Annotated in this window: 21 protein-coding genes and 1 tRNA gene; 17 read left to right on the forward strand and 5 right to left on the reverse strand. The window is 63.4% G+C overall.

Annotated features, from left to right (window positions below; genetic code table 11):
- The first annotated feature begins 28 nt into the window (after positions 1-28).
- The 7 genes from JS541_RS05600 to JS541_RS05630 all read left to right on the forward strand — a co-directional run bounded on the left by JS541_RS05600 (position 29) and on the right by JS541_RS05630 (position 8,223).
- Complete coding sequence (locus tag JS541_RS05600; protein ID WP_214373495.1) at positions 29-1,639, forward strand: L,D-transpeptidase; 1,611 nt, start codon at positions 29-31, stop codon at positions 1,637-1,639.
- Between the two features lie 238 nt (positions 1,640-1,877).
- Positions 1,878-3,332, forward strand: coding sequence for a Fe-S cluster assembly protein SufB (sufB, locus tag JS541_RS05605; protein ID WP_051923850.1), 1,455 nt, complete (start codon positions 1,878-1,880; stop codon positions 3,330-3,332).
- A gap of 5 nt (positions 3,333-3,337) precedes the next feature.
- A complete protein-coding gene (sufD, locus tag JS541_RS05610) occupies positions 3,338-4,567 on the forward strand; it encodes a Fe-S cluster assembly protein SufD (RefSeq protein ID WP_214373496.1) in 1,230 nt (409 codons plus the stop codon).
- A 36-nt stretch (positions 4,568-4,603) separates the two neighbouring features.
- The gene (gene sufC, locus JS541_RS05615) at positions 4,604-5,383 is read left to right on the forward strand and encodes a Fe-S cluster assembly ATPase SufC (protein WP_152358532.1); all 780 of its coding nucleotides are present in this window, start codon (positions 4,604-4,606) and stop codon (positions 5,381-5,383) included.
- Positions 5,384-5,726: 343 nt separating this feature from the next.
- Positions 5,727-6,998 carry a cysteine desulfurase gene (locus JS541_RS05620; RefSeq protein ID WP_214373497.1) on the forward strand — a complete coding sequence of 424 codons (1,272 nt, stop codon included), beginning with the start codon at positions 5,727-5,729 and terminating at the stop codon, positions 6,996-6,998.
- 3 nt (positions 6,999-7,001) lie between these two features.
- Positions 7,002-7,550 carry a Fe-S cluster assembly sulfur transfer protein SufU gene (gene sufU / locus JS541_RS05625; RefSeq protein WP_214373498.1) on the forward strand — a complete coding sequence of 183 codons (549 nt, stop codon included), beginning with the start codon at positions 7,002-7,004 and terminating at the stop codon, positions 7,548-7,550.
- 76 nt (positions 7,551-7,626) lie between these two features.
- Positions 7,627-8,223: a metal-sulfur cluster assembly factor gene (locus tag JS541_RS05630; RefSeq protein ID WP_214373499.1), complete on the forward strand. Its 597-nt coding sequence runs from the start codon at positions 7,627-7,629 to the stop codon at positions 8,221-8,223.
- Positions 8,224-8,354: 131 nt separating this feature from the next.
- Here JS541_RS05630 and glgC read toward each other — a convergent pair whose 3' ends face one another.
- The 3 genes from glgC to JS541_RS05645 form a co-directional block, all read right to left on the reverse strand.
- Positions 8,355-9,602 (reverse strand): glucose-1-phosphate adenylyltransferase, encoded by a 1,248-nt coding sequence (gene glgC / locus JS541_RS05635; protein ID WP_214373500.1) that lies wholly within the window; start codon positions 9,600-9,602, stop codon positions 8,355-8,357.
- A gap of 154 nt (positions 9,603-9,756) precedes the next feature.
- The gene (locus JS541_RS05640) at positions 9,757-10,623 is read right to left on the reverse strand and encodes an RNA methyltransferase (protein WP_214373501.1); all 867 of its coding nucleotides are present in this window, start codon (positions 10,621-10,623) and stop codon (positions 9,757-9,759) included.
- A gap of 72 nt (positions 10,624-10,695) precedes the next feature.
- Positions 10,696-10,783 (reverse strand) — tRNA-Leu (locus tag JS541_RS05645).
- A gap of 135 nt (positions 10,784-10,918) precedes the next feature.
- Here JS541_RS05645 and JS541_RS05650 point away from each other — a divergent pair.
- From JS541_RS05650 to era, 6 genes are all read left to right on the forward strand, one after another.
- A complete protein-coding gene (locus tag JS541_RS05650; RefSeq protein WP_214373502.1) occupies positions 10,919-11,713 on the forward strand; it encodes a 16S rRNA (uracil(1498)-N(3))-methyltransferase in 795 nt (264 codons plus the stop codon).
- Positions 11,714-11,853: 140 nt separating this feature from the next.
- Entirely contained in the window at positions 11,854-12,192 is a 339-nt protein-coding gene (locus JS541_RS05655; protein ID WP_214373503.1) for a histidine triad nucleotide-binding protein, read from the forward strand.
- Positions 12,193-12,195: 3 nt separating this feature from the next.
- Entirely contained in the window at positions 12,196-13,428 is a 1,233-nt protein-coding gene (locus JS541_RS05660; RefSeq protein ID WP_214373504.1) for a PhoH family protein, read from the forward strand.
- Complete coding sequence (gene ybeY, locus JS541_RS05665) at positions 13,425-13,970, forward strand: rRNA maturation RNase YbeY (protein ID WP_214373505.1); 546 nt, start codon at positions 13,425-13,427, stop codon at positions 13,968-13,970. Before JS541_RS05660 ends, ybeY begins: the two co-directional genes overlap by 4 nt.
- Positions 13,971-14,111: 141 nt before the next feature.
- Positions 14,112-15,554: a hemolysin family protein gene (locus JS541_RS05670; RefSeq protein WP_214373506.1), complete on the forward strand. Its 1,443-nt coding sequence runs from the start codon at positions 14,112-14,114 to the stop codon at positions 15,552-15,554.
- 1 nt (position 15,555) lies between these two features.
- Positions 15,556-16,590: a GTPase Era gene (gene era / locus JS541_RS05675; protein ID WP_214373507.1), complete on the forward strand. Its 1,035-nt coding sequence runs from the start codon at positions 15,556-15,558 to the stop codon at positions 16,588-16,590.
- Between the two features lie 217 nt (positions 16,591-16,807).
- On the opposite strand, the gene JS541_RS05680 is transcribed toward era, so the two are convergent.
- On the reverse strand, positions 16,808-18,841 hold the full coding sequence (locus JS541_RS05680) for an AMP-dependent synthetase/ligase (protein WP_214373508.1): 2,034 nt from the start codon (positions 18,839-18,841) through the stop codon (positions 16,808-16,810).
- Between the two features lie 271 nt (positions 18,842-19,112).
- Here JS541_RS05680 and JS541_RS05685 point away from each other — a divergent pair, with 271 nt between their 5' ends.
- Genes JS541_RS05685 through JS541_RS05695 form a run of 3 tightly spaced genes read left to right on the forward strand, consistent with a single transcriptional unit; the run spans position 19,113 to position 22,047 of the window.
- Positions 19,113-20,255 carry an NAD(P) transhydrogenase subunit alpha gene (locus JS541_RS05685; protein WP_214373509.1) on the forward strand — a complete coding sequence of 381 codons (1,143 nt, stop codon included), beginning with the start codon at positions 19,113-19,115 and terminating at the stop codon, positions 20,253-20,255.
- A 22-nt stretch (positions 20,256-20,277) separates the two neighbouring features.
- A complete protein-coding gene (locus JS541_RS05690) occupies positions 20,278-20,595 on the forward strand; it encodes an NAD(P) transhydrogenase subunit alpha (RefSeq protein ID WP_152359064.1) in 318 nt (105 codons plus the stop codon).
- Positions 20,596-22,047, forward strand: a complete 1,452-nt coding sequence (locus JS541_RS05695; protein WP_214373510.1) for an NAD(P)(+) transhydrogenase (Re/Si-specific) subunit beta — start codon at positions 20,596-20,598, stop codon at positions 22,045-22,047.
- Positions 22,048-22,121: 74 nt separating this feature from the next.
- Here the strand turns inward: JS541_RS05695 and JS541_RS05700 are convergent, their stop codons facing one another.
- Entirely contained in the window at positions 22,122-23,120 is a 999-nt protein-coding gene (locus tag JS541_RS05700) for an alpha/beta hydrolase (RefSeq protein WP_214373511.1), read from the reverse strand.
- Positions 23,121-23,440: 320 nt separating this feature from the next.
- Here JS541_RS05700 and JS541_RS05705 point away from each other — a divergent pair, with 320 nt between their 5' ends.
- On the forward strand, positions 23,441-24,070 hold the full coding sequence (locus JS541_RS05705) for a 50S ribosomal protein L25/general stress protein Ctc (RefSeq protein ID WP_214373512.1): 630 nt from the start codon (positions 23,441-23,443) through the stop codon (positions 24,068-24,070).
- Positions 24,071-24,202: the final 132 nt, after the last annotated feature.

A 24,202-nucleotide genomic window follows, 5' to 3' on the forward strand; every position in this document is an offset into this window, starting at 1 on the left:
CCGGCAACTGAAGGAAACGAACCGCGATATGAACGAGAACAATATGAGCAAGGCCGGTGCCTCTGCTGACGGCGAGTCCACCGCCGTCTTCGCTCCGCTTGATCTGAGCGCTTTCGCCGCGTCCGCACCGTCGGACGAGGCCCGGTCCTCGATCCGCCCTCGCAAGCGCCATGTGATATGGCCGTGGATCGTACTGGCCGTCCTCGCGGTTCTCGGAGCCGTTGCGGGAGGCGGCATCTGGTTCTTCCAATCCCATGCGCTCCCCGGGGTCACCCTGTGGGGCACGCCGGTCACCGGTCGTTCGTACGAGCAGATCGTCTCCCAGATCGACGATGCCGTGAACGGCACGGCCGTCAACGCCTCCTACAACGGCACCACCGCGAAGGTCACGCTCAAGGATCTCGGCCTGAGCGTCGACTCCGACGCGATCGCGACGCAGGTCATGGACGCCAAGCGCGACGATGCATGGTGGCAGCGCTACGCCTTCTGGAACACCGCGGACGTCAGCACGGAGCCGGCCAATGCGGATGCCGCGGTGCCGGATACGCTGAACGCCAAGCTGTCCATCGAGGAAGTCAAGCCGGTCGATGCCGCAGTGCAACTCAACGCCGACGCCAGTGGATTCGACGTCGTCCCCGGCCAGCAGGGCCAAGGTGCCGACCCGGTTCCCGTGGCGCAGGCGGCGGTGAAGGCCGTTGAGACGCTCGGCGGCGCATCGACCCAGACCGTCGAGGTGAAGCTCGACGCGACCTCGCCGGCGGTGAGCGACGATATCGCCAACCAAGCGAAAGCAACCCTCGACAATCTGGTGCAAAACCCCGTCTCGATCACCATCGACGACCATCAGATCGCCACGATCGATGCCGCGGCACTGGCTGCATCGACGCGCATCGACGCCAATGAGAACGGCAAGCTCGCCGACAGCGAGACGCGCAGCGGATACGTCGTCTTCGACGCGAACAAACTGCAGCAGTACTACGACGACTCCATCAAGACGACACTGCAAACAAACCGCGAGGATCGAGACGTCATCGTCAACAACAACGGCGACGAGATCGACGTGCTCAAGGAAGGCCATGACGGCGTGACCATCGCCGCCGACGGCGACACGAACGTCGGCCACGACGCGGTCGCGGCCCTCGCCAACGGCGGCGGATCCGTCACCGTCGAAGGCACCGTCGACCCGATGCAGACCAAGAAAACCAAGCGCCACGTCATCGTCGACCTGTCCGACAACAAGGTATACGCCTACGAGAACGACAAGCTCATCCGAACGATGAGCATGTCCGCCGGCCAGGGCAACGACCGCAAGACCGGCGAATGCACGGGCGGCGACCTGTGCACGCCGACCGGCGACTTCACCATCTGGCTCAAGTACGAGTCGCAGGACATGAGCGGCAACCTCACCCTGTCCGACGGTTCCAAGGAATCATGGGACGTCAAGGGCGTCGGCTACGTCAATTACTTCTCGCACTCCGGCTGCGCGATCCACCGCATCGCCACGCAGACCGCCATGAACGACTCGCAGGTCGCCGCGCTCGGCAACACCTCCCACGGCTGCGTCGGCATCGGCTGGGACCAGGCCGAATGGTTCTACGGCTGGGCCGTCATGGGCACCTCCGTGCACGTTCAGGTCTGACCTTTCCCGGTGAGCCGATACGAACCCCGCCCCAGGGCGGGGTTCGTCCGTTTCGGGCCGTGCCGCGCCGGCGGCGTGCTGTTACGCTCATCACGTTTGCGCTGAGCCAATATTCGACGCGGACGCTTAAGTCGGACCCCGGTATCTGTTAGGTTTACGTAGGAACGTTGTGAAGTCGATTGGAGGGAAGCGTACGGTGAGCGAAAACCAAGCGCCAAACGCCGCGGCTGACGTGGAGATGAGCCAGTATGTGGCCGATCGTGCCCGCGTCAACGAGGAGAAAATCAAACAGGATGACGAGATCATCCAGCAGTTCGGCGACTACAGCTACGGCTGGCATGATTCCGATGCGGCCGGCGAGGCCGCGAAGCGAGGCATTGACGAGAACGTCGTACGAGCCATCAGTGCTGACAAGGGTGAGCCGCAATGGATGCTCGACATGCGTCTGCGTGGCTTCAAGGCATTCCTTGACAAGCCGATGCCTGACTGGGGCGTCGACCTGTCCGGCTTCAACGCCGACGACTTCAAGTACTACGTCAAGCCGATCGACAAGCAGGCCAAGACGTGGGAAGAACTGCCGGACGACATCCGCTCCACGTACGACCGTCTCGGCATTCCGGAGGCCGAGAAGAAGCGTCTCGTCTCCGGCGTCGCCGCGCAGTACGAATCCGAGGTCATCTACAACTCCATTCAGGAGGACCTCAAGAAGCAGGGCGTGATCTTCGTCGACACCGACACCGCCGTGCGCGAATACCCTGATCTCGTGCGCAAGTACTTCGGCACCGTCGTCTCCCCGGAAGACAACAAGTTCGGCGCGCTCAACACCGCCGCATGGTCCGGCGGCTCGTTCGTCTACGTCCCCAAGGGCGTGCACGTCGACATCCCGCTGCAGGCCTATTTCCGCATCAACACGCCGGCCATGGGACAGTTCGAACGCACGCTCATCATCGCCGACGAGGGCTCCTACGTGCACTACGTCGAAGGCTGCACCGCCCCGATCTGGTCCGAGGATTCGCTGCACGCCGCCATCGTCGAGATCATCGTCGAGAAGCATGCCCGCGTGCGCTACACCACCGTGCAGAACTGGTCGAACAACGTGTACAATCTCGTCACCCAGCGTGCCTACGTGCGCGAGGGCGGCACGATGGAATGGGTCGACGGCAACATCGGATCCAAGGCCACTATGAAGTACCCGGCCTGCATCCTCGCCGAACCGTACGCCACCGCGTCCACGATGTCGCTCGGCTTCGCCGGCAAGGGCCAGTACCAGGATACCGGCGCGAAGATGATCCACCTTGCCCCGCACACCAAGTCCACGATCGTTGCCAAGTCGATCTCGCGCGGCGGCGGACGTTCCGCCTACCGCGGCCTCGTCAAGATCGTCGACGGCGCGTATGGTTCCTCGAACTCGACCGTCTGCGACGCGCTGCTCGTCGACGACTTCAGCCGTTCCGACACATACCCGCATGTGGACGTGCGCGAGGATGACGTGACGATGGCGCATGAGGCGACCGTCTCCAAGGTCTCCGAAGACCAGCTGTTCTACCTGATGAGCCGCGGCCTCGAGGAGAAGGAAGCCATGGGCATGATCGTGCGCGGCTTCGTGGAGCCGATCAGCCGCGAGCTGCCGATGGAATACGCGCTCGAACTGAACCGTTTGGTCGAACTGCAGATGGAAGGATCGGTGGGCTGATTCCCATGGCATCGAACACAACTGAACTCAACATTCCCGTCGCTGACCCGAACGACCCGTACGCGATCCCGGCGGCCATGCCGTCGAGCGCCGACAAGGAACCGCGCTCGTTCGACGTGGCCGACTTCCCGCAGCCGACCCGCAAGCAGGAGGACTGGCGCTACACACCGCTCGAACGCATCGAGGAATTCTTCGACGTGTTCAAGCCGAGCGGCGAGACCACGCTGGTCATCTCCAACGTCGACGGCACGCCTGTCGACCCGGATCATGTGACCGTCAGCCAGACCAAGCTCGGCGAAGGCGGCTCCGGCACCGTATCCAAGCCGAACGACCGCGCGTCCGTCGTCGAATGGAACTCCGGTCACACCGCCACCGTCGTCGAGCTGAAGGGCGAGCTCGCCCAGCCCGTGCTCATTCGCGTGATCGGCGGCGGCGAGGATCTCGACGCGCTGCATCTGGTCATCGCCGCGGCCGATGGCACGCACGGCGACGTCGTCGTCGAGCACAACGGCACCGCGCGCCTCGCCGAAGGCATCGAAATCACCACCGGCAAGGACTCCCACGTCTCCGCCACGTTCATCCAGGAATGGGACAAGGGCTCCAAGCACGTCGGCAACCACCGCATCCACGTCGGCGAAAACGCCTCGCTGCGCCACTCCGTCGTCACACTCGGCGGCGACGTCGTGCGCATCCGCATGGACCAGGACTTCGGCGGGCCGCAAGGCGACCTCAACATGCTCGGCATCTACTTCGTCGACCCGGGCGAGCACATCGAACACCGCACGATGGTGGTGCACAACCATCCCGAATGCAAGTCCCGCGTGGTCTACAAGGGCGCGCTCGACGGCAAGGACGCGCACTCCACGTGGGTCGGCAACGCCCTGATCGCGCCCACCGCGCCCGGCACCGACTCCTACGAGCTCAACCGCAACCTCGTGCTCACCCCCGGAGCGATCGCCGACTCCGAGCCGAACCTCGAAATCGAAAACGGCAACATCATCGGCGCCGGCCACGCCAGCTCCGTCGGCCGCTTCGACGACGAGGAACTGTTCTACCTGCAGTCGCGCGGCATCCCCGAAACCGAGGCCCGCAAGCTCGTCGTGCGCGGCTTCTTCGGCGAACTCGTCGAGGAGATCGGCGTGCCCTCCGTCGCCCAGCATCTCATGGACGTGATCGACCGCCGCCTCGCCCGCGGCGAGGACGCGGCCATGCAGGCAGTGCTCGAAGACAAGTAACCCAAGACTTTCATTCGTCAATCACAGGAGAATCCAATGTCCACTCTGGAAATCAAGGACCTGTACGCCTCCGTCGAAACCAAGGAAGGCCGCAAGCAGATCCTCAAGGGCGTGAACCTGACCGTCAACTCCGGCGAGACGCACGCCATCATGGGCCCCAACGGCTCCGGCAAGTCCACACTCGCCTACACGCTGGCCGGCCACCCCAAGTACGAGGTCGATTCGGGTGAGGTGCTGCTCGACGGCGTCGACATCTTGAAGCAGACCCCGGACGAGCGTGCCAAGGAAGGCCTGTTCCTCGCCATGCAGTATCCGGTCGAAGTGCCGGGCGTGTCGATGACCAACTTCCTGCGCACCGCCAAGACCGAGGTCGACGGCAAGGCGCCGGCCATCCGCACCTGGACCAAAGAACTGTCCGAAGCCATGAAGCGTCTGCGCATGGATCCGAAGTTCGCCACGCGCTCCGTCAACGAAGGCTTCTCCGGCGGCGAGAAGAAGCGCGCCGAAGTGCTCCAGCTCGAACTGCTCAAGCCCAAGTTCGCGATCCTCGACGAAACCGACTCCGGTCTTGACGTCGACGCGCTGCGCATCGTGTCCGAAGGCGTGAACCGCGCCAAGGAGGCCAACAACTTCGGCATCCTCATGGTCACGCACTACACTCGCATCCTCAAGTACATCAAGCCGGACATCGTGCACGTCTTCGCCGACGGCCACTTCGTCAAGACCGGCGGCCCGGAGCTGGCCGACGAACTCGAAGAGCACGGCTACGACGCGTACCTGCCCGAGGGCGCCGACTCCGAATCCGCGCTGGCGTAAGTCGCTTTCGTTCAGCTAGTTCGCTCAGTTCCAGCGTTGCCGTGTGGAGCGGGGATATGCATATCGTGACACGCTCCGGGCCGCTCGGCCGAGTCTTACGGTCTCGATACGCATATCCCCGCCCCACACTCTCTTGCACTCAGCTGTTACGTTCTGACAACTTGAGTTTGTATTACGTAAGTTGATCAACGACGGAGCGGTAGGGTGGGGGATGTTCTGTTCGCGACCGTAAGACTTGGGCGAGCGCCCCGGAGCGTGTCGAGAATAGAACATCCCAGCCTACCGCGGCCACTGCTGGAACTACAGTGAAGGGCTGTGCCGGACGTATAAATAAGGGGAATATATGGTTGATTTTGCAGCGATTCGGGGGCAGTTCCCGATTTTGGATCAGGAGGTGCATGGGCATCCGCTCGTGTATCTCGATTCGGCGGCGACCTCGCAGAAACCGCAGTGCGTGATCGACGCGGAGGCTGACTTTTACCGTACGATCAACGCCGGTGTGCATCGTGGTGCGCACGAGCTGGCGGCCCGTTCGACCGTCGCGTTTGAGGAGGCGCGTGCCAAGGTCGCGCGTCTGGTCGGCGCGAACGCCGAGGAAGGACAGGAGGAGGTCGTCGTCACCGGTGGCGCGACAGCCGGCCTGAACCTGCTGGCAACGGCATTCGGCAACGCAAGCCTCGGGCGCGGGGGAGCGGCCGCCAAGCGGTTCGCCTTGAAGCCCGGTGACGAGATCGTCGTGTCCAAGGCCGAGCACCATTCGGTGCTGCTGCCGTTCCAGGAACTGGCCTACCGCACTGGCGCGACGCTCAAATGGTTCGACCTGACCGAAGACGGCCGCATCCGCTCCGATATGGCCGACGAGGTCATCACCGAGCGCACCAAGGTCGTGGCGATCACGCACGTGGGCAACACCACCGGCGCGATCACCGACATAGCTCCCATCGTGCGCCGTGCCCATGAGGTCGGTGCCGTGTTCATTCTTGACGCATGCCAGTCGGTGCCGCATCTCAAGGTCGATTTCCATGCGATGGACGTCGACTTCGCCGCGTGGAGCGCGCACAAGATGTACGGTCCGACCGGCGTCGGCTTTCTGTACGGCAAGCGCGAGCTGCTCGAGGCGCTGCCGCCGGCGAACTTCGGCGGGTCGATGGTCGAACTCGCGTGGATGGACAAGCCCGCGCAGTACATGGAACCGCCGGCACGCTTCGAGGCCGGTACGCAGCCGGTCGCGCAGGTCGTGGCCGCCGGTGTGGCCGCCGAATGGATGATGACCATCGGGTTGGAGAACATCGAGGCGCATGAGAAGACCATCGCCGCGGAACTCCTGAAGCTCGGAGACATCGACGGCGTGCGCATCTTGGGACCGCGCGAGAACGTGGATCGCATCGGCACTGTCGCGTTCGACGTGGCCGGCGTGCACCCGCACGATGTCGGCCAGTTCATCGACGCGCAGGGCATCGCCATCCGCGTCGGCCACCACTGCGCCCAGCCGGTGCACCGTCACTTCGGCCTGTACGCGTCCAACCGTGCGTCGAGCGGCGTGTACAACAGCGTCGACGACGCGGCTGCGCTGGTCGAGGCAGTGGCGAAAGTCCGTCCGTTCTTTAAGGTGTGATACATGAACGATTTTGGTATGAGCGGCGATGATCTCGAACAGATGTATCAGGAGGTCATCCTTGAAGCCGCGCGTGATCCGCACGGCAAGGAATCCTTCGCGCCCGATCTCGCGTCGGAAGACAGCGCGTCGGCCGGCGACAGCACGATCCGAGCCAGCCATGAATACTGCACGCCGGGAGAATCCCACCAGTTCAACCCGACCTGCGGCGACGAGGCGACCGTGCACGTCGAAGTCTCCGACGCCGAACCGCATCGCATCGAACGTCTCGTATGGGACGGCCATGGTTGCTCCATCTCGCAGGCGAGCCTGTCGGTGATGGTCGATCTGTGCGCGGGCAAGACCGTGGACGAAGCGATGGACCTGTTCCGCGACTTCCACGAGCTGATGGAATCGCGCGGTGCCGGACTGAACGACGACGCCAAGGAGGAGAAGCTCGAGGACGCGGTCGTGTTCCAAGGCGTGTCCAAATATCCGATGCGCATCAAATGCGCCCTGCTCGGCTGGGAAGGCATGCGCGATTCGGTGGCCAAGGCGCTGGCAGCGAAATGATGGTTCCGGCTCTCCTCGGGAGAGGGGAGCCGGAGTATATTGAATACCAACTGTTTCCCACAATGTCTGGAGTGATATGAGCGACAATCTGGTGCCGGAACCCGAGCCGTCGGTGTTCGATGCGGTGAACAAGGTGCTGGGCGACGAGGAGGCCGCTCGTCGCGTGATGGCCAATCCGAATCTGGCTGCGGGCTTCCCGAACGGACGTCCCGCGCCGGCCAGCTCGGCAGCGAACGGCGACGTCGAAATGTGCGCGTGCGGTCGTCATCCGAAAAGCGAATGCGGCCATGAGGGTGAGCACAGCAGCGAGGATGACATTCCGCTCAAGGCCGTGGACGACATCGGCCGCGCCACCGCTGAGGATGTCAAGGAGGCCCTGCATCAGGTCATCGACCCGGAGCTTGGTATCGACGTGATCGACCTCGGCTTGGTCTACGGTATCGAAATCGACGAACTCGGCCGCGCGATCATCACGATGACACTCACCACCCCTGCCTGCCCGCTCACCGATCTCATCGAGGACGAGTGCGCGAGCACGTTGGCCGGTCTGGTTGAGGAATTCCGCATCGACTGGACGTGGCAGCCGCGTTGGACGATGGACAAGATCACCCCGGAAGGCCGTGATCAGTTGGCCGCGCTCGGATTCAACTTCGACAATCTGCCGAAGTACTAACCGACCAAAATCATCGGTATTCGGTGGCATGACAGGCATACGCTTGTTGCGCCACCGTTTTCTTCGGTACAGCAACGACAAAGCCCCGGCCATATGGTCGGGGCTTTAGGCTATCTGATGAGTTTTGCCGATCAGTCGTCGACGATCGTGCCCTTCGGCACCACCGTGATGCCTTCCGGGGTCACAGTGAAGCCGCGTTCGAGATCATGCTCGGTGTCGATGCCGACGGTCGAGTTCTCGGTGAGCACGACGTTCTTGTCGAGGATCGCCTTGTACACGCGCGCACGACGGTTGATGATGACGCCGTCGAACAGCACGGAATCGACGACCTGCGCCCACGAGTGGATACGCACGTTCGGCGAAAGCACGGAGTGGTGCACTTCGCCGCCGGAGACGATCACACCGGGGGAGACGATCGAATCGGTCGCGTGGCCCAGACGGTCGCGGCCGGCATGCACGAACTTGGCCGGCGGCAGCGTACCGGAATCGGTGTAGATCGGCCACGCCTGGTTGTACAGGTTGAACTCCGGCACATAGGCGATCAGATCCATGTGCGCATCGTAGAACTGCTTGATGGTACCCACGTCGCGCCAGTAGGCGTGATCGGTCTCCGTCGCGCCCGGGATGACGTTCGTGTTGAAGTCGTACACGCCGGCTTCGCCGCGTGCCGCGAAGTACGGGGCGATGTCGCCGCCCATGTCGTGCTTCGTATCCTCGGCCTTCTCGTCCTTGGCAAGCGCGTCGAACAGGGCGTCCGTGTTGGCCACATAGTTGCCCATCGAGGCGAGGAATGAATTCGGATCGTCCGGCAGACCTTCGGTCGTGGCCGGCTTCTCCTGGAACTCGCGGATCTGGTTCGGGTGGTTCGGGTTCACGCTGATCACGCCAAACTGGTTCGACTGTGCGAGCGGCTGACGGATGCCGGCAACCGTGAACTCGGCGCCGGATTCGATGTGCTGCTCGACCATCTGGCCGAAGTCCATGCGGTAGACGTGATCCGCGCCGACGATCACGACGATGTCGGGCTGCACGTCCTCGATGATGTTGATGGTCTGGTAGATCGCGTCGGCCGAACCGAGATACCAATGCTTGCCAAGACGCTGCTGCGCGGGCACGGGGGAGACGTAGTTGCCCAGCAGGGAGGAGAAACGCCACATCTGCGAGATGTGACGGTCGAGGGAATGGGACTTGTACTGCGTGAGCACGATGATGTGACGGTAATCCGAATTCACCAGGTTGCTCAACGGGAAATCGATCAGGCGGAACACGCCTCCGAAGGGGACTGCGGGCTTCGCGCGATCACGGGTCAACGGCATCAGGCGAGTTCCTTCACCGCCAGCCAGGACGATGGACAGGATTTTCTGCTTGTTCTTCGCCATCCGATGCTCCTCTCTTTCGGTCATCCACAGCGTCTTGCGACACCGAACTGCTTGCACCCACGCTTCATCGCAGGGGCGACACTGTCAATACTCGCACAAATTCGGCGACACGCAAGGCAACCACGCTGGCATGTCGCCGTAATTTCGTGACTTTTCAGCGAACTGCGGTCGAATAGAAGGCGACGGCACTCGACGCGGCCACGTTGAGCGAGTCCACGCCGTGGCTCATCGGGATCTTCACCGTCAGATCGGCGTTCGCGATGGTGTGCCGGCTCAACCCGTCGCCCTCGGTGCCGAAGATCAACGCCAGTTTGTCGATATGGTCGGACGCCGCCGCATCGTTGTTCAGCCGGCGCACCAATTCGTCCAGGCTGATCGAGTCGTCGGTCAACGCCATTGCCACGGTGGTGAAGCCGAGATCATGCAGCTCCTTCAGTCCGTCGAACGGCCATGCGTGCTTCGATTCCGTGCCGATGCGGGTCCACGGGATCTGAAAGACGGTGCCCATCGACACCCGGGCGGCGCGCCGGTACAGAGGATCCCCGCATGAGGGGGTCACGAGCACGGCGTCCACGTCGAGGGCCGCAGCCGAACGCATGAGCGCGCCGACGTTCGTATGGTCGACGATGTTCTCCATGACCGCGACGCGACGGGCGTCTCGACACACCTCGGCCACGGACGGCAGCGGCCATCGACGCATCGCGGCCAGCGCGCCGCGGTGCAGACGGTATCCGGTCAGCTGCTTCAGCTGTTCGGGAGAGGCGACATACACGGGAATGTCAGGCCCCCAATGCGCGTCCACGAACGCGAACGTGCTGGCCATGCCTTCGATCCACGGTTCCTCGACCAGCAGCGAAATCGGCTCACGACCAGCCGCGAGCGCCCGGTCGATGACCTTGGGGGATTCTGCGATGAACAGGCCTTTGGCCGGCTCCAAGCGGTTGCGCAGCTGGATTTCGGTCAGGTTCGTGTATGCCGCGACACGTTCGTCGTCGATGGAATCGATGGTGATGAACCGCAAGGAAGCCTCCGCTGATCGTCGATAGTCACGGTAGATACAAGAAAACCCCGTGTTTCCACGGGGTTTCGCTCGTGTCCGAGATGGGACTTGAACCCACACGCCTGTATAAAATAGGCACTAGCACCTCAAGCTAGCGCGTCTACCATTCCGCCACCCGGACGAGTGCGTTGTTCAGACAACAACCGATAACTATACTCACTCGGCACCGATCGTCAAATCGATTCTCTCTTGCGGCGTGTCGTCAATGGCCGCAACGGTTTTCGTTTCGTTGCAGGGATTGTGTAGCCTAGTGCCCATGACGAATCCTCTGTTTCTTCTCGATCCTGCGCATGACGATGTGCCGGTGAACAGCGACGAGCTCAACACCGGATGGAAGCTCACGTTGCCGTCTTCGGTGCGCCGGCACGCCATCCAGGCGATGCGGCTGGCGGACGGCGACGAACTGGATCTGTCCGACGGCGAAGGGCTGCGCATCCACGCCGTGATCGCCGACGCCGCGGCCGGGTTGGCCGAAGTGCGCGAAGTCGGCCGCGAACCCCAGCCGGTCGCCAGACTCGCCTTGATCCAGGCGCTGGCGAAGACCGGCCATGACGAACAGGCCATCGACATGGCCACGCAGATCGGCGTCGATCAGGTGATCCCGTGGCAGGCCGACCGCTCGATCGCCAAATGGAAGGCCGGACGCACCGACCGTAAATGGAGCCAGGTGCTCGCCGCCGCAACCGAGCAGTCTCGTCGCGCATGGATGCCGGAACTGTCCGAATGCGTCACCAGCAAACAGATGCTTGCCATCTGCCGGCGCGCCTGCGTGCACGGCGATCTGGTCGTCGTGCTTCATCAGGACGCGACCGATACCTGGGACGGCATCGAGACGTTGGCGCGGCAGTTGGCTGACCGGTGCTTGGACGACGGCAGGACTCGCACCATCAACGTGATGGTCGGCCCGGAGGGCGGCATCAGCGAGGACGAGGTCTCCGCGTTCCGTGACGCGGGGGCACACGTGTGCGTGCTGGGCGGCAACATCCTCAGGGCGGCAACCGCCGGCCCGGTCGCGCTGACGCTGCTGGCCCGCACGCTTGGCCGCATGTAAGCGGATTCCCCAAGGCGTGGGAAATGCGCGACGCCGGCCGTCGGACCGATCGTCCGCATGCGACCCCATATTCCCGCAGCCAAACGACCACCCTGCGCAATAGCATGGAAGACGGCAACGAAACGCAACAAAGGAGCGATATGAGCGAGTCCACGGACTGCCTGTTCTGCAAGATCATCGCGGGTCAGATCCCCAGCACGAAGGTGTACGAGGACGACACCACCTATGCCTTCAAGGACATCAACCCGAAGGCCAAGGTGCACGTGCTCATCGTGCCGCGCAAGCATTACGCGAACGTGGCGGAGCTCGCCAAGGACGATCCGGCCGAACTCGCCCACATCGTCGAGGTCGCCCAGTCCATCGCCGACCAGGAGTTCCACGGCGCGTACCGCCTGATCTTCAACACCGGCCTTGACGCCGGCCAGACCGTGTTCCACGTGCACGCCCACGTGCTCACCGGCGAGACCCTGGACGAGTAGCCCGTGGCGACGACGACACGAACCATCACCATCCCCGCCGAACTTGACCCGGTCGCCGTGCTCGGTCCCGTCGACGAGGTGCTGCGGGAAGTCGAACGAGCGTTCCCTGAGCTGACCATCATCGTGCGCGGCAACCGCGTCGCGATCATGTCGCACGGCAAGCAGACCGAATCTCAGGCCGCGCAGGCCGAGGACGTGGTCAACACGATCATCCAGGCGGCGTACAGCGCGCCGATGGACGCCGACACCGTGCGCAGGATGATCGACCAGCAGGTGCTGCCCAACCGTGTGCGGCAGGAACGGTTCGCGGGACGTACCGGACAGCCCGGTCGTGCCATGCGATCCGGCCGATCGATGTTCCTCTCGGGCGGCGGCCCGCACGCCTCCGAGACCATGCCCGACATCCATGCGGACGATGCGGCACAACGCAAGCCCCGCGTACCGGGCGTCATCACCTATGCGTTGGGAGTCCCGGTCCGTGCGAAGACCGCCGGCCAGATCGCCTACGTCAACGCGATCGAATCGCATACGATCACGTTCGCCATCGGCCCCGCCGGCACTGGCAAGACGTACCTTGCCGTGGCCAAGGCCGTGCAGGCGTTCCAGGAGAAGAAGATCCGACGCATCATCCTGACGCGTCCGGCCGTCGAGGCGGGGGAGAACCTCGGTTTCCTGCCGGGAACGCTCAACGAGAAGGTCGATCCGTACCTGCGCCCGTTGTACGATGCGCTCTCGGACATGCTTGGCTCTGACCAGATGCGCCGTTACATGGACGACGGCACGATCGAGGTCGCGCCGCTCGCCTATATGCGTGGCCGCACGCTCAACGATGCGTTCGTGATCCTCGACGAGGCACAGAACACGACCGAGCAGCAGATGAAGATGTTCCTGACCAGATTGGGTTTCAACACGACGATGGTCATCACCGGCGACATCACGCAGGTCGATCTGACTGTGCCGAGGTCGGGCCTGGCCACCATCGAGCATATCCTCGGCGGCATTGACGACATCGCGTTCGCGCATCTGGAAGCCGCCGATGTGGTGCGTCACCGGCTCGTCGGCCAGATCGTCGCCGCATACGAACGACATTCGGCCATCGCCGGCGACCACAGCACCAAGGCCCGCCGCGAATACGGCGAGGCCAAACAGCGCGGACTGCATATCGGTGCCGCGAACGGTGCCGCGCCGGCCGATACGACGAGAGACAGCAACGAAGGAAAGGACGAACGGCGATGAGCGTCGATGTCACCAACGAAACCCCTTGGACCATCGATCCGAAGGTGTTCTCCGACCTCGGCGTGTGGGTGATGGACCAGATGCGCGTGAGCACGCAGTCCGATCTGACCATCCTGTTCGTCGACCCCGAACCCATCGCCGAGCTGCACGAGCGTTGGATGAATCTCGAGGGGCCAACCGATGTGATGAGTTTCCCGATGGACGAGCTGCGCCCCGGTGACGGCAAGACCGTGATGGAAGGTGTGCTCGGCGATCTCGTCATCTGCCCGTGGGTGGCCGCCCAGCAGGCCGCTTCGGCAGGCCACAGCACGCTCGAGGAGATGATGCTGCTCACCATTCATGGCATCCTCCATCTGCTCGGCTATGACCATGTCGGACCCGAGCAGGAGCGCCAGATGTTCGGTCTGCAACGTCAGCTGTTGCTCACGTTCATCGCGGTGCGCCAGACCATCGGTGACCCGGTCGTCCTGCCGGCCGGCACCCCCGACGTGCTCGCCGAATACGATCGGGTCCACGGTAACAACCGTCAGCTCGGTCACTGAGTGAGTCCTGTCGGTGCGTCGTCGTGTCGGTCGACTTTCCGGCATGACGACGCATAGTCGCCGCGCATGAGCGTCACCGTCAATCATCAAGCCACCCATCCTTCCAATCCACGAACCGTCCTCAACCTGTAAGGAATCCAGATGCCATCCGACACGTCGGCGATAGTGCTGACCGTTATACTCATCCTCGTGGCCGCCCTGCTGGTGTGGCTTTCGCTCACGCTGGCCGCGGCCGAAGGTGCCGTCTCGCGCGTGACGCGGGCCAGCCTCAACAACCTCATCCTCGAAGTGCAGACCGATGCGGAGACTTCGCAGTTCCTGCGCATGAAGAAGATCGGCCGGATCCACAAGGTGCAGCATCTGATCGCCGACCGGTACGCGACGGCCGGCTCATGCGCGTTCTTCCGCATCACCTGCAACGTGCTCGACGGCGTGCTGGTCGCCTGCATCGCCGCGCTGTTCGAGGCGCCGTTGTGGGCGGAACTGCTCGTCGGATTCGTGTTCGCGATCATCGTGGGCGTCGTGTCGATCCTCGTGCGCCCGCGTTCGGCGGGGGCGCTCAAACCGGTCGACATCATGCTCGGCCGTGCCACGCTCGTATCGATCGCCGCGTGGCTGACCCCGTTCGCCCGCGTCGGCGGCCAGCGCGACCCGAAGAAGCGCGACCGCGATTCCGATCTGTCGGACGACGAGGAACTTGAGAAGATCCAGCTCGAACAGGGGCGCGCCACCATCGACCGTCTCGTCGAGGCGAACGATTTCGATCCGGAAGTCTCCGAAATGCTGCGCAATGTGCTCACGTTGTCGGAGACGCTCACGCGTGAGATCATGGTGCCGCGCACCGACATGATCTGCATTGAGAAAACCGAGACGCTCGAAAGTATGCTCAAATTGTGCTCGCGCTCTGGCTTCTCCCGTGTGCCGGTGATCGGCGACGATGTGGACGATCTGATCGGCGTCGCCTATCTCAAGGACGCGGTGCGGGCCACGGCGTTCAACCCTGCGGCGACTAGCCGTGAGGTCGCGTCGATCATCCGCCAGCCAATGCTCGTGCCCGAATCGAAACCCGTGGACGACCTGTTCCATGAGATGCAGCGCACTCGCCAGCATGTGGCCATCGTCGTGGACGAATATGGCGGTATAGCAGGACTCGTGACCATCGAGGATGCGATCGAGCAGATCGTGGGCGAACTCGAGGACGAGCACGATCGCACACAGCACGCCGAGCCAGAGAAGATCGGGGACCACAAGTGGAGCATGCCGGCGCGTACGCCGATCGCCGACCTGGAGGAGATCTTCGAGATCGACATCGACGAGGACGACGTCGACACGGTGTACGGCCTGCTGACCAAGCTGATAGGTCGGGTGCCGATCGTCGGGGCGTCCGCCGTGACGCGCGGCCTGCGCCTGACCGCCGTGGATTCCGCCGGACGACGCAAGAAGGTATCCACCATCGTTGTGGAACCGGCGCACGTCGAGGGCGTCGGGGAAGATGTCGATTCATCGAGTGAAGCAGACGACAGCGCCGACAATGGTACGCAGACCGCCGAACGCGCGGGCCGTGACGACAGCAGCAAGGAGTGACATGAGCGATATCGAGCAGCAATACGACGAGGACGGTGCCAGCGTGCACGAGACGGCGGCGGATACGGCGAACGACGGTCCGGTGCAGGGCGAACAGCCGTACCGTTCCGGTTTCGTGGCGGTGGTAGGCCGTCCGAACGTCGGCAAATCCACGCTGATCAACGCGCTGATCGGCAAGCAGATCGCCATCGCGTCGTCCCGCCCGGAAACCACGCGTAAGGCCATCCGAGGCATTCTCACCACCGACAACGCGCAGCTTGTGCTGGTCGACACGCCGGGCATCCACCGCCCGCGCACGCTGCTCGGCCAGCGTCTCAACGATATCGTCGAGGAATCGCTGTCCGAAGTCGACGTCGTCGCGTTCCTGCTGCCGGCGGATCAGGAGATCGGTCCCGGCGACAAACGCATCCTGAGCAGGCTCCGCGCCGATTTCGCGACCAAGCGCGACGACGGCACATTCAAGTGGAAGGTGCCGCTGATCGCGATCGTCACCAAGATCGACGAGCTCAACCGCGAACAGCTCATCAACAAGCTCATCGAGATCAACGAATTCGCCGACTTCTCGGACATCGTGCCCGTGAGCGCGCTCGAGCACGACAATCTGAATGAAGTGAAGAATGTGCTCATCGACCACACGCCCGAAGGCCCACAGATGTATCCGGACGACCAGATCAGCGAGGAGCGGCCCGCGGAAACGATCGCCGAGCTGGTGCGCGGCGCGTTCCTCGAGGAGCTGGACGACGAGCTGCCGCATTCGCTGGCCGTGGTCGTCGACTCGATCGAATACCCGCAGGACAATGAGTCCGGCGCGTCCTACGATGGCAAGATTCAGGTGCTCGTCTCCGTGTATGTGGAGCGTGATTCGCAGAAGCCGATCATCATCGGCAAGGGCGCGGAGCATCTCGTACGTGTCAAAAAGAAGCTGCGCACGCCGGTCAACCGCATCGTCGGCGGCAAAGCCAAGCTTGACCTGCACGTCAAGGTTGCCAAGGGTTGGCAGTCCGATCCTAAGCAGCTGGAAAAATTAGGATTCTAATGTTTCCAGCTGCTTAGGATCGCTTCGCGGCTCGCTATCGCGGCCGCTCACTTCGCCTACGGACAGTCCACTGGACTGTCCGTTTAACGGCTCAGCCAAGCAGCTTGAGCGGCTGGGATTCTAATTCTTCCAACTCTTAGGATCGCTTCGCGGCTTGTTGCCGCGGATATGAGTAAGGCTCCCGATTGGGAGCCTTACTTCGTTGTTGGAGCGGATGTTACTTCCGCTTGGTGTACATCTGCGTGTTGAGCAGGGTGGAGTAGCGCTTGATGACCTTCGGACGGATCACCTTGAGAGAGGCGGTCATCAGACCATTCTCCTGGGTGAAGTCCTCGGGCAGGATGATGAACTTGCGCACGGATTCGGCGCGGGAGACGCCCTCGTTCGCCTGATCGACCCACTTCTGCACTTCGGCGCGCACGGCCGCGTTGGCCGCCGCGTCCTCCAGCGACATGTTGCGGTCGAGGCCTTTCGCCTCCAGCCACGGACGCAGTGTCTCCTCGTCCAGCGTGATGAGCGCCGAGATGAACGGACGCTTGTCGCCGAGCACCAACGCGTGCGAGACGAACTCGCAGCGCTGAATCACCTCTTCGATCGGACCGGGCGCCACATTCTTGCCGCCGGCGGTGATGATGAGATCCTTCTTACGGCCGGTGATGTACAGGAATCCATCGTCGTCCAGCCGGCCCAGATCGCCGGTCGCGTGCCAGCCGTCCGGCGTGAACGCGTTCTCGGTCGCCTCGTCGTTCTTGTGATAACGGTGGAACACGACCGGACCGCCGACCTGGATCTCGCCGTCCTCGGCGATGCGGATCTTGAAGCTCGGGAACGGCACGCCGACCGAACCTTCGTGGAACGGCACGCCGAGCGGGTTGAACGCGCACGGAGCGGTCGTCTCCGTCAGGCCGTAGCCCTCGTAGACCGGGATGTTCGCGCCGCGGAAGAAGTTCATCAGCTCCGGGTCGAGCGGGGCGCCGCCCGAGACGATCCACTTGGCACGTCCACCGAGCGCCTCGCGCAGCGACTGGTAGACGATCGGATCGAACGAGGCGCGACGCATGGCGGTCAGCGTCTTGGCCTTGCCGAATTCGCTGACCTCCTTCATGTACTGCTGCGCGGCGGTGACGGCGGCTGCGAACACGACGCCCTTCGCGCCATGGCCGGCCTTCTGCGAGGCCGCATTATACACCTTTTCAAGCACACGCGGCACCACGATCATTACGGTCGGGCGGGCCACCTGCAGGTCGGCGAGCAGCGTCTTGATGCCGGTCGCGATGTAGATGCGCATGTTGGAGGCCACGCAGATGTAGTTGATCGCGCGTGCGAACGTATGCGCCTGCGGCAGGAACAGCAGGATGGATCCGGACTTGTCGTGCTGGAGCAGATCGGGCATGTAGTCGCGCAGGTTGAACGCGTCCGTGCAGTAGTTCTCGTGCGTCATCTCGACGCCCTTCGGCGCGGACGTGGAACCGGACGTGTAGATGATCGAGCACAGGTCGGTCTTCTTGAGCGAGGCGATGCGCTCGTCGAGCTGCTCGTCGCTCACCGAGCTGCCGTACGCGGCGATCTCGTCCAAGCCGCCCGTCTCGATGCAGATGATGTGCTCGAGCGACGGGCATTCCTCGATCGCGCCGTCCGCCTTCTCGCGCATGGCGGTGTCCTGCACGATCAGCAGACGTGCGTCGGAGTTGTTCACGATGTTGCGGATCTGCTCTGCCGAATCGGTGTCGTAGATCGACGCGAGCACGCCGCCGCACGACATGATCGCCGCGTCGGCCAGATCCCACTCGTACGACGTGCGGCACATGAACGCGACCGCATCACCCTTCTTCAAACCGTAGTGAAGCAGGCCCTTGGCCACCTTGCGCACTTCGGCAAGGAACTCGTTGGCCGTCTTGGTCACCCATTCACCGTTCGACTTGAACGTGTACAGAGGCTCATCACCCATGCGCTGGGCGCGGTCCTCGTACACACTGTAAATGGTCGTATGCTCGTCCAACGGCGGATTGCCGGCCGTTTCCGCGGTCAACAGACCGGTCTGCGGGTCGATGAACGTGGTGGTCGGGTATCCCGGGCCCCATTCGTCGGTGTGCGGCAGGGCGCGGTTGTCGTCGACGATGCTCTCGGGGGAGATGTAATCGGGTGCGTCCGACGAGTCGTCGCTGATCGGGTGAACGAAATCACCCCCCAGCCGCAGTGCCTTCTGCACAAGACCGGCCGCTTGCTTGTTCAATGAGGTGATGACGGACACGTGACTCTCCTTGACGTTCTCAAAACCACTTCGATGGTCAATCAATCTTCACATCTTAATCGCTCTTTACCGCGCCGTCACCTTACGGTAGCGTAAGGAAAGGCGGCATATGGCCGTTTCGGGTGGAGGCGGATGGGTCTGAACGACGGCGATGTGCGATTGACAGCGGTTGCATACGTATTCACTACGTGGGATGCTCGCGCCGAAATTCCGCAGACTCGCTACACTGAGGCCATGTAAGCAATGGTTGCTTAGGAAAGAAAGGGCTCTCATGGCTGAAACCCAGGAAGCCGTCGTGACGTTTGGTGTTCTTAACGAAACATCTGAGCACGAGTCGCGCGTCGCATTGACGCCCGACATCGTCACACGGTTGCGCAAGGCTGGCGTATCCTGCCTGTTGGAAAGCGGCGCCGGACTGGCCGCGCAATACACGGACGATGACTATGTGAAGGCGGGGGCGCAAGTGCTGGCCGCCGACGAGGTGATCGACAAGGCCGACGTGCTCGGATTCGTCGACCGGCCGTCCACGGAACTGATCGGACGGCTCAGGCCGGGCACATGGGTGATCGGCATGCTCGGCTCGTTCACCGACGCCGAATATGTGGCCGCGCTCGACAAGGCCGGACTGGTCGGCGTGGCAATGGAGAAACTGCCCCGCCAGCTCAGCTCCGCGCAGTCGATGGACGAAATGACCTCGCAGAACTCCGTGATGGGCTACAAGGCCGCACTCGTCGCCGCCAACGCCTACGGATCGTTCTTCCCGATGATGACCACGGCCGCCGGCACCATCCGCCCGGCCAAGGTGCTCATCCTCGGCGCCGGCATCGCCGGCCTGCAGGCCATCGGCACGGCACGCCGGCTCGGCGCGGTCGTCACCGCATACGACGTGCGTCCGGCCTCGCGCGGTGAAGTCGAATCGCTCGGCGCGAAGTTCCTCGACCTCGGTCTCGACTTCTCCGCCGGACAGGGCGAAGGCGGCTACGCGCGAGCCCTCACCCCGGAGGAACAGGCCGCCCAGCAGGCGGCCGTCGACCAGAAGGCCACCGGCTTTGATGTCATCATCACCACCGCGAAGGTGCCCGGCCGTAAGCCCCCGGTACTGCTCACCAAGGCCGGCGTGGACGGCCTTAAGCGCGGCGCGGTGATCGTCGACTGCGCGGCCAGCGATCTCGGCGGCAACGTCGAAGGTTCCACGGTCGGCACGAGTGTCACCGACGGCGGCGTCACCATCATCGGCGCGCCGTATCTGGCCAGCGACGTCTCCAACACCGCGACGAACCTGCTCGCCCGCAACGTCGGCGACGTGCTCGCGCACTTCGCCAAGGACGGCAGACTGGTCATCGACCTGAACGAGGAACTCGACGACGCGCTCATCGTCGCCGGCCGGCCCGCAGCGGCCCCGGCACAGGCGTAGGGGAAGAAAGGGGAGAACCATCATGGATATCGTCGTAGCGATCACCCTGTTCGTATTGGCGCTGCTCATCGGCGTCGAGGTCATCGGCAAGGTGCCGGCGACCCTGCACACGCCGCTCATGTCCGGCGCGAACTCCATCCACGGCATCGTCATCGTCGGCGTCGTCATCGTCGCCGCGCACGCCACCAGCCCGCTCGCATGGGTGTTCATCTTCCTGGCCGCGGTGCTGGGCACGATGAACGTCGTCGGCGGCTACGTGGTCACCGACCGCATGCTCGAGATGTTCAAGTCCGACAAGACCAAGAAGCAGGACGCCGACAAGAACGAGGAGGCCAAGTAAATGGGTACGCTGGAACAGACGCTGGGCACGCCGCTCGGTGTCGTCGAATGGTTCGTCTACCTGCTGGCCGCCGTCATGTTCGTCATCGGCCTGCACCTCATGAACTCGCCGAAGACCGCACGTCGCGGCAACCTGATCTCCGCGGCCGGTATGGTCATGGCCTGCGTCATGGCGTTCATCGTGCTGTTCGTCGGTGAGATCGGCAACGGCTTCCAGCACGGCGTGGCCGTCGTGCTGCTCATCGCCGGCATCGCGATTGGCGCGATCGCGGGCGTGTGGAGCGCCAAAAAGGTCAAGATGACCGACATGCCGCAGCTCGTGTCCGTGTTCAACACGGTCGGCGGCGGCGCGGCCGCGCTCGTCGCGCTCAATGACATCCTCAACTCTGAGGACGCGGCCGGTCCCGGCCTCGTCGTGCTCATCACCGCGGGACTCGGCATCATGATCGGTTCGGTCACGTTCACCGGATCGCTCGTCGCCGCAGGCAAGCTGCAGGGCGTCAAGTTCCTCAGGAAGCTCACCCTGCCGGCCAAGGGCGTGTGGAACATCGCGTTCATCGCACTTACCGTCATCGCGTTCGTCATGCTGTGCGTGCAGCCGTCCAACGCGGTGCTCTGGTGCATCCTGACCACCGTGTTCGCGCTCGGTTACGGCCTCGTGTTCGTCATCCCGATCGGCGGCGCCGACATGCCGGTCGTCATCTCCGTGCTCAACGCGTGCACCGGCACCGCCGTCGCCATGAGCGGCCTCGCGATCAACAACATCGCGCTCATCGTCGCCGGCGCCCTCGTCGGCGCGGCCGGCGTGACCCTGTCGCTCGCCATGAGCAAGGCCATGAACCGTCCGCTCATGAGCGTGCTCGCCGGCGGATTCGGCGGTGGCTCCGATGCGGCCGGCGGCGCGGAAGGCCCCGAAGGCACCATGAAGGAGACCTCCTCCGACGATGTGGCCGTGCAGCTCGTCTACGCCGACAAGGTCATCTTCGTGCCCGGCTTCGGCCTTGCGCAGGCGCAGGCGCAGCGCGAGCTCGCCGACCTGGGCGAGCTGCTCAAGGGCCACGGCGTCGAGGTCGAATATGCGATCCACCCGGTCGCCGGCCGCATGCCCGGCCATATGAACGTGCTGCTCGCCGAAGCAAACGTGCCTTACGAGGAGCTCGTCGACCTCGACGACATCAACCCGCAGTTCCCGAGCGCCAACGTCGCGCTCGTCGTCGGCGCGAACGACGTCACCAACCCGGCCGCACGCCGCCCCGGCACCCCGGTCTCGGGCATGCCGATCCTCGACGTCGACAAGGCACAGAACGTCGTCGTCATGAAGCGCGGCCGCGGCAAGGGCTACGCCGGCATCGAAAACGAGCTGTACTTCAAGGACAACACGCAGATGCTGTTCGGCGACGCGAAGGCGGGACTGCAGGCCGTCATCGCAGCCGTCAAGGAGCTCATCGCGTAACACGCCCAACAAGAAAGGGCGGTCTTCCTCCAATAAGGAAACCGCCCTTTCTTCGTATCTACAGCTCTTCGTATCTACAACCCGAATACGCCGCGCACGAAGCCGGTGACCTTGCGCCAGTACATATCCGGGGCCGTGCTCGCGCTCATCGCATGTCCGGCGCCGGTGATGAGCAACCGATCCCGGTGCAGGCTCGCGCACGCCTGATAATTGCGATCGAGGAACGACGGGTCGACGAAGGTGTCGGCCGCGCCGTGGATAAACAGCATCGGCACCGTAGCGTGCCTGAGCGACGCCACGCTCGACGCCTCCGTGAAGCTGTATCCCGCGGTCCGGCGGCATGCGGCGCTCATCGCCCTGACCACCGGTACGGCAAGCCATTTGTTCGGCAGCCGGTACAGTCCCTTCGCGTTGAACAGGAACTGGTCCCATACGGACGTATACCCGCAGTCCTCGATCGCCGCGACCACGTTGCGCGGCAGGTCGGGCTCGCCAACCGTCATCATCACGCACGCCGCGCCCATCGACAGGCCGTTCAGCAGAATCCGCGCGTCGGGATCGCTGTCGACGATCAGCCGTATCCACGTCATCAGATCACGCCGCTCCAGCCAGCCCATACCGGTATACCGCCCCTCGCTCAGCTCATGGCCTCGCATCGCGGGAGCAAGCGTCGTGAATCCGAGGCGTGCGAACCGGTGCGCGTATTTCGCCATTTCGGCCGGCGCCCCTGTGTAGCCGTGCATGCAGATCGCGTACAGATGCGGTTGCGGAGAAACGCAATCGGGATCAAGCAGCCATCCGTGCAGCCTCAGCCCGTCCTCGCTGAACGCGACCACCGGCTGTTTCGATTCGTCGAACCATCGTGCGGCCTCGGCCTCCTCGTCGGCGTCCCGGTGCGGCCCTTCCAGATCCGCGCCTCTGACCTTGCCGGTCCTGACGAGTTTCATCATCGACCAGGGGAATCGCGTGTCGATTGTAAACCGGAACATGGCCTCGCCCACCCCGTACAGCATGCCGGCAGCCGCGGCGACGGCCCCGGCGCCGATCAGAACATTGCGTGTAACCCGCCTCATCGCATCCTCGATTCCCTATGGCAATACGCTGTCTTCCATTGTATGTCCGGCGGCTGCGTATACTGATGAGCTGTTGCTTTGGCAGGCCGAGCCGTTAAGCAAACAGTCCGGTGGACTGTTTGTAGGCGAGGGGAGCGCGGCATCCGCGCGACCCAACCGAGCCGAAGCATGTTGCTTTGGCGAGGGAAGATACCGTCTCGTAAGAGTCCCCAAGTCTTCCGTGATCGACTCGGCGTATGACTCACCTCCTTGGTGCGTTCTGCGACGCGTCGTGGCGTCAAACAGACAGAACGACAAGTAACAAACCAAGGAGACCAATCATGGCTACCACCATCAAGCTCGAGGGCGAAGTCCGCGACGAGTTCGGCAAGGGCGCTGCCCGCCGTATGCGCGTCGCCAAGCAGATCCCGGCGACCATCTACGCCGGCGGCGAGGCCCCGGTGTTCGTCAAGCTCCCGATGAAGGAGACCACCCTGTCCCTGCGTCACACCAACGCGCTGTTCTCCATCGCGTTCGGTGACCAGACCAAGCTGGCCGTCGTCAAGGACGTGCAGCGCAACCCCGTCAAGCGCATCGTCGAGCACGTTGACTTCTACGAGGTCAAGGCCGGCGAGAAGATCGACGTCGAGGTGCCGGTGTTCGTCGAGGGCACCCCGAAGGGCGTCGCCGTCGCGTTCGTCGACGTGCAGGAGCTCAAGGTCCGCGCCGATGTCGCCAACCTGCCGGAGAAGATCGTCGTGAACGTCGACGGCATGACCGACGGCACCAAGGTCCTGCTCAAGGACGTCGTCCTGCCGGAGGGCGTCGAGCTCGATATGGATGACCTCGAGGAGTCCGTCGTCACCGTCGAGGTGCCGGAGGATGCCACCGAGTCCACCGCCGCTCCGGAAGCTGCTGCCGACGCCGCCCCGGCTGATGCCGCTGCTGCTCCGTCCGCGGACGCCAAGTGATCCGACTAGGCGATCATCTGACGCTCGATAATCCGAGATAATCGATACCGTATCGACGCTGTATCGATACCGCGAAGGTCCGTACGAGACGAACTTGTACGGACCTTCGTGCGTTCATGTGGCCCGTATCAT

The sequence above is a fragment of the Bifidobacterium sp. SO1 genome (assembly GCF_018555335.1).
GTDB lineage: Bacteria > Actinomycetota > Actinomycetes > Actinomycetales > Bifidobacteriaceae > Bifidobacterium > Bifidobacterium simiiventris.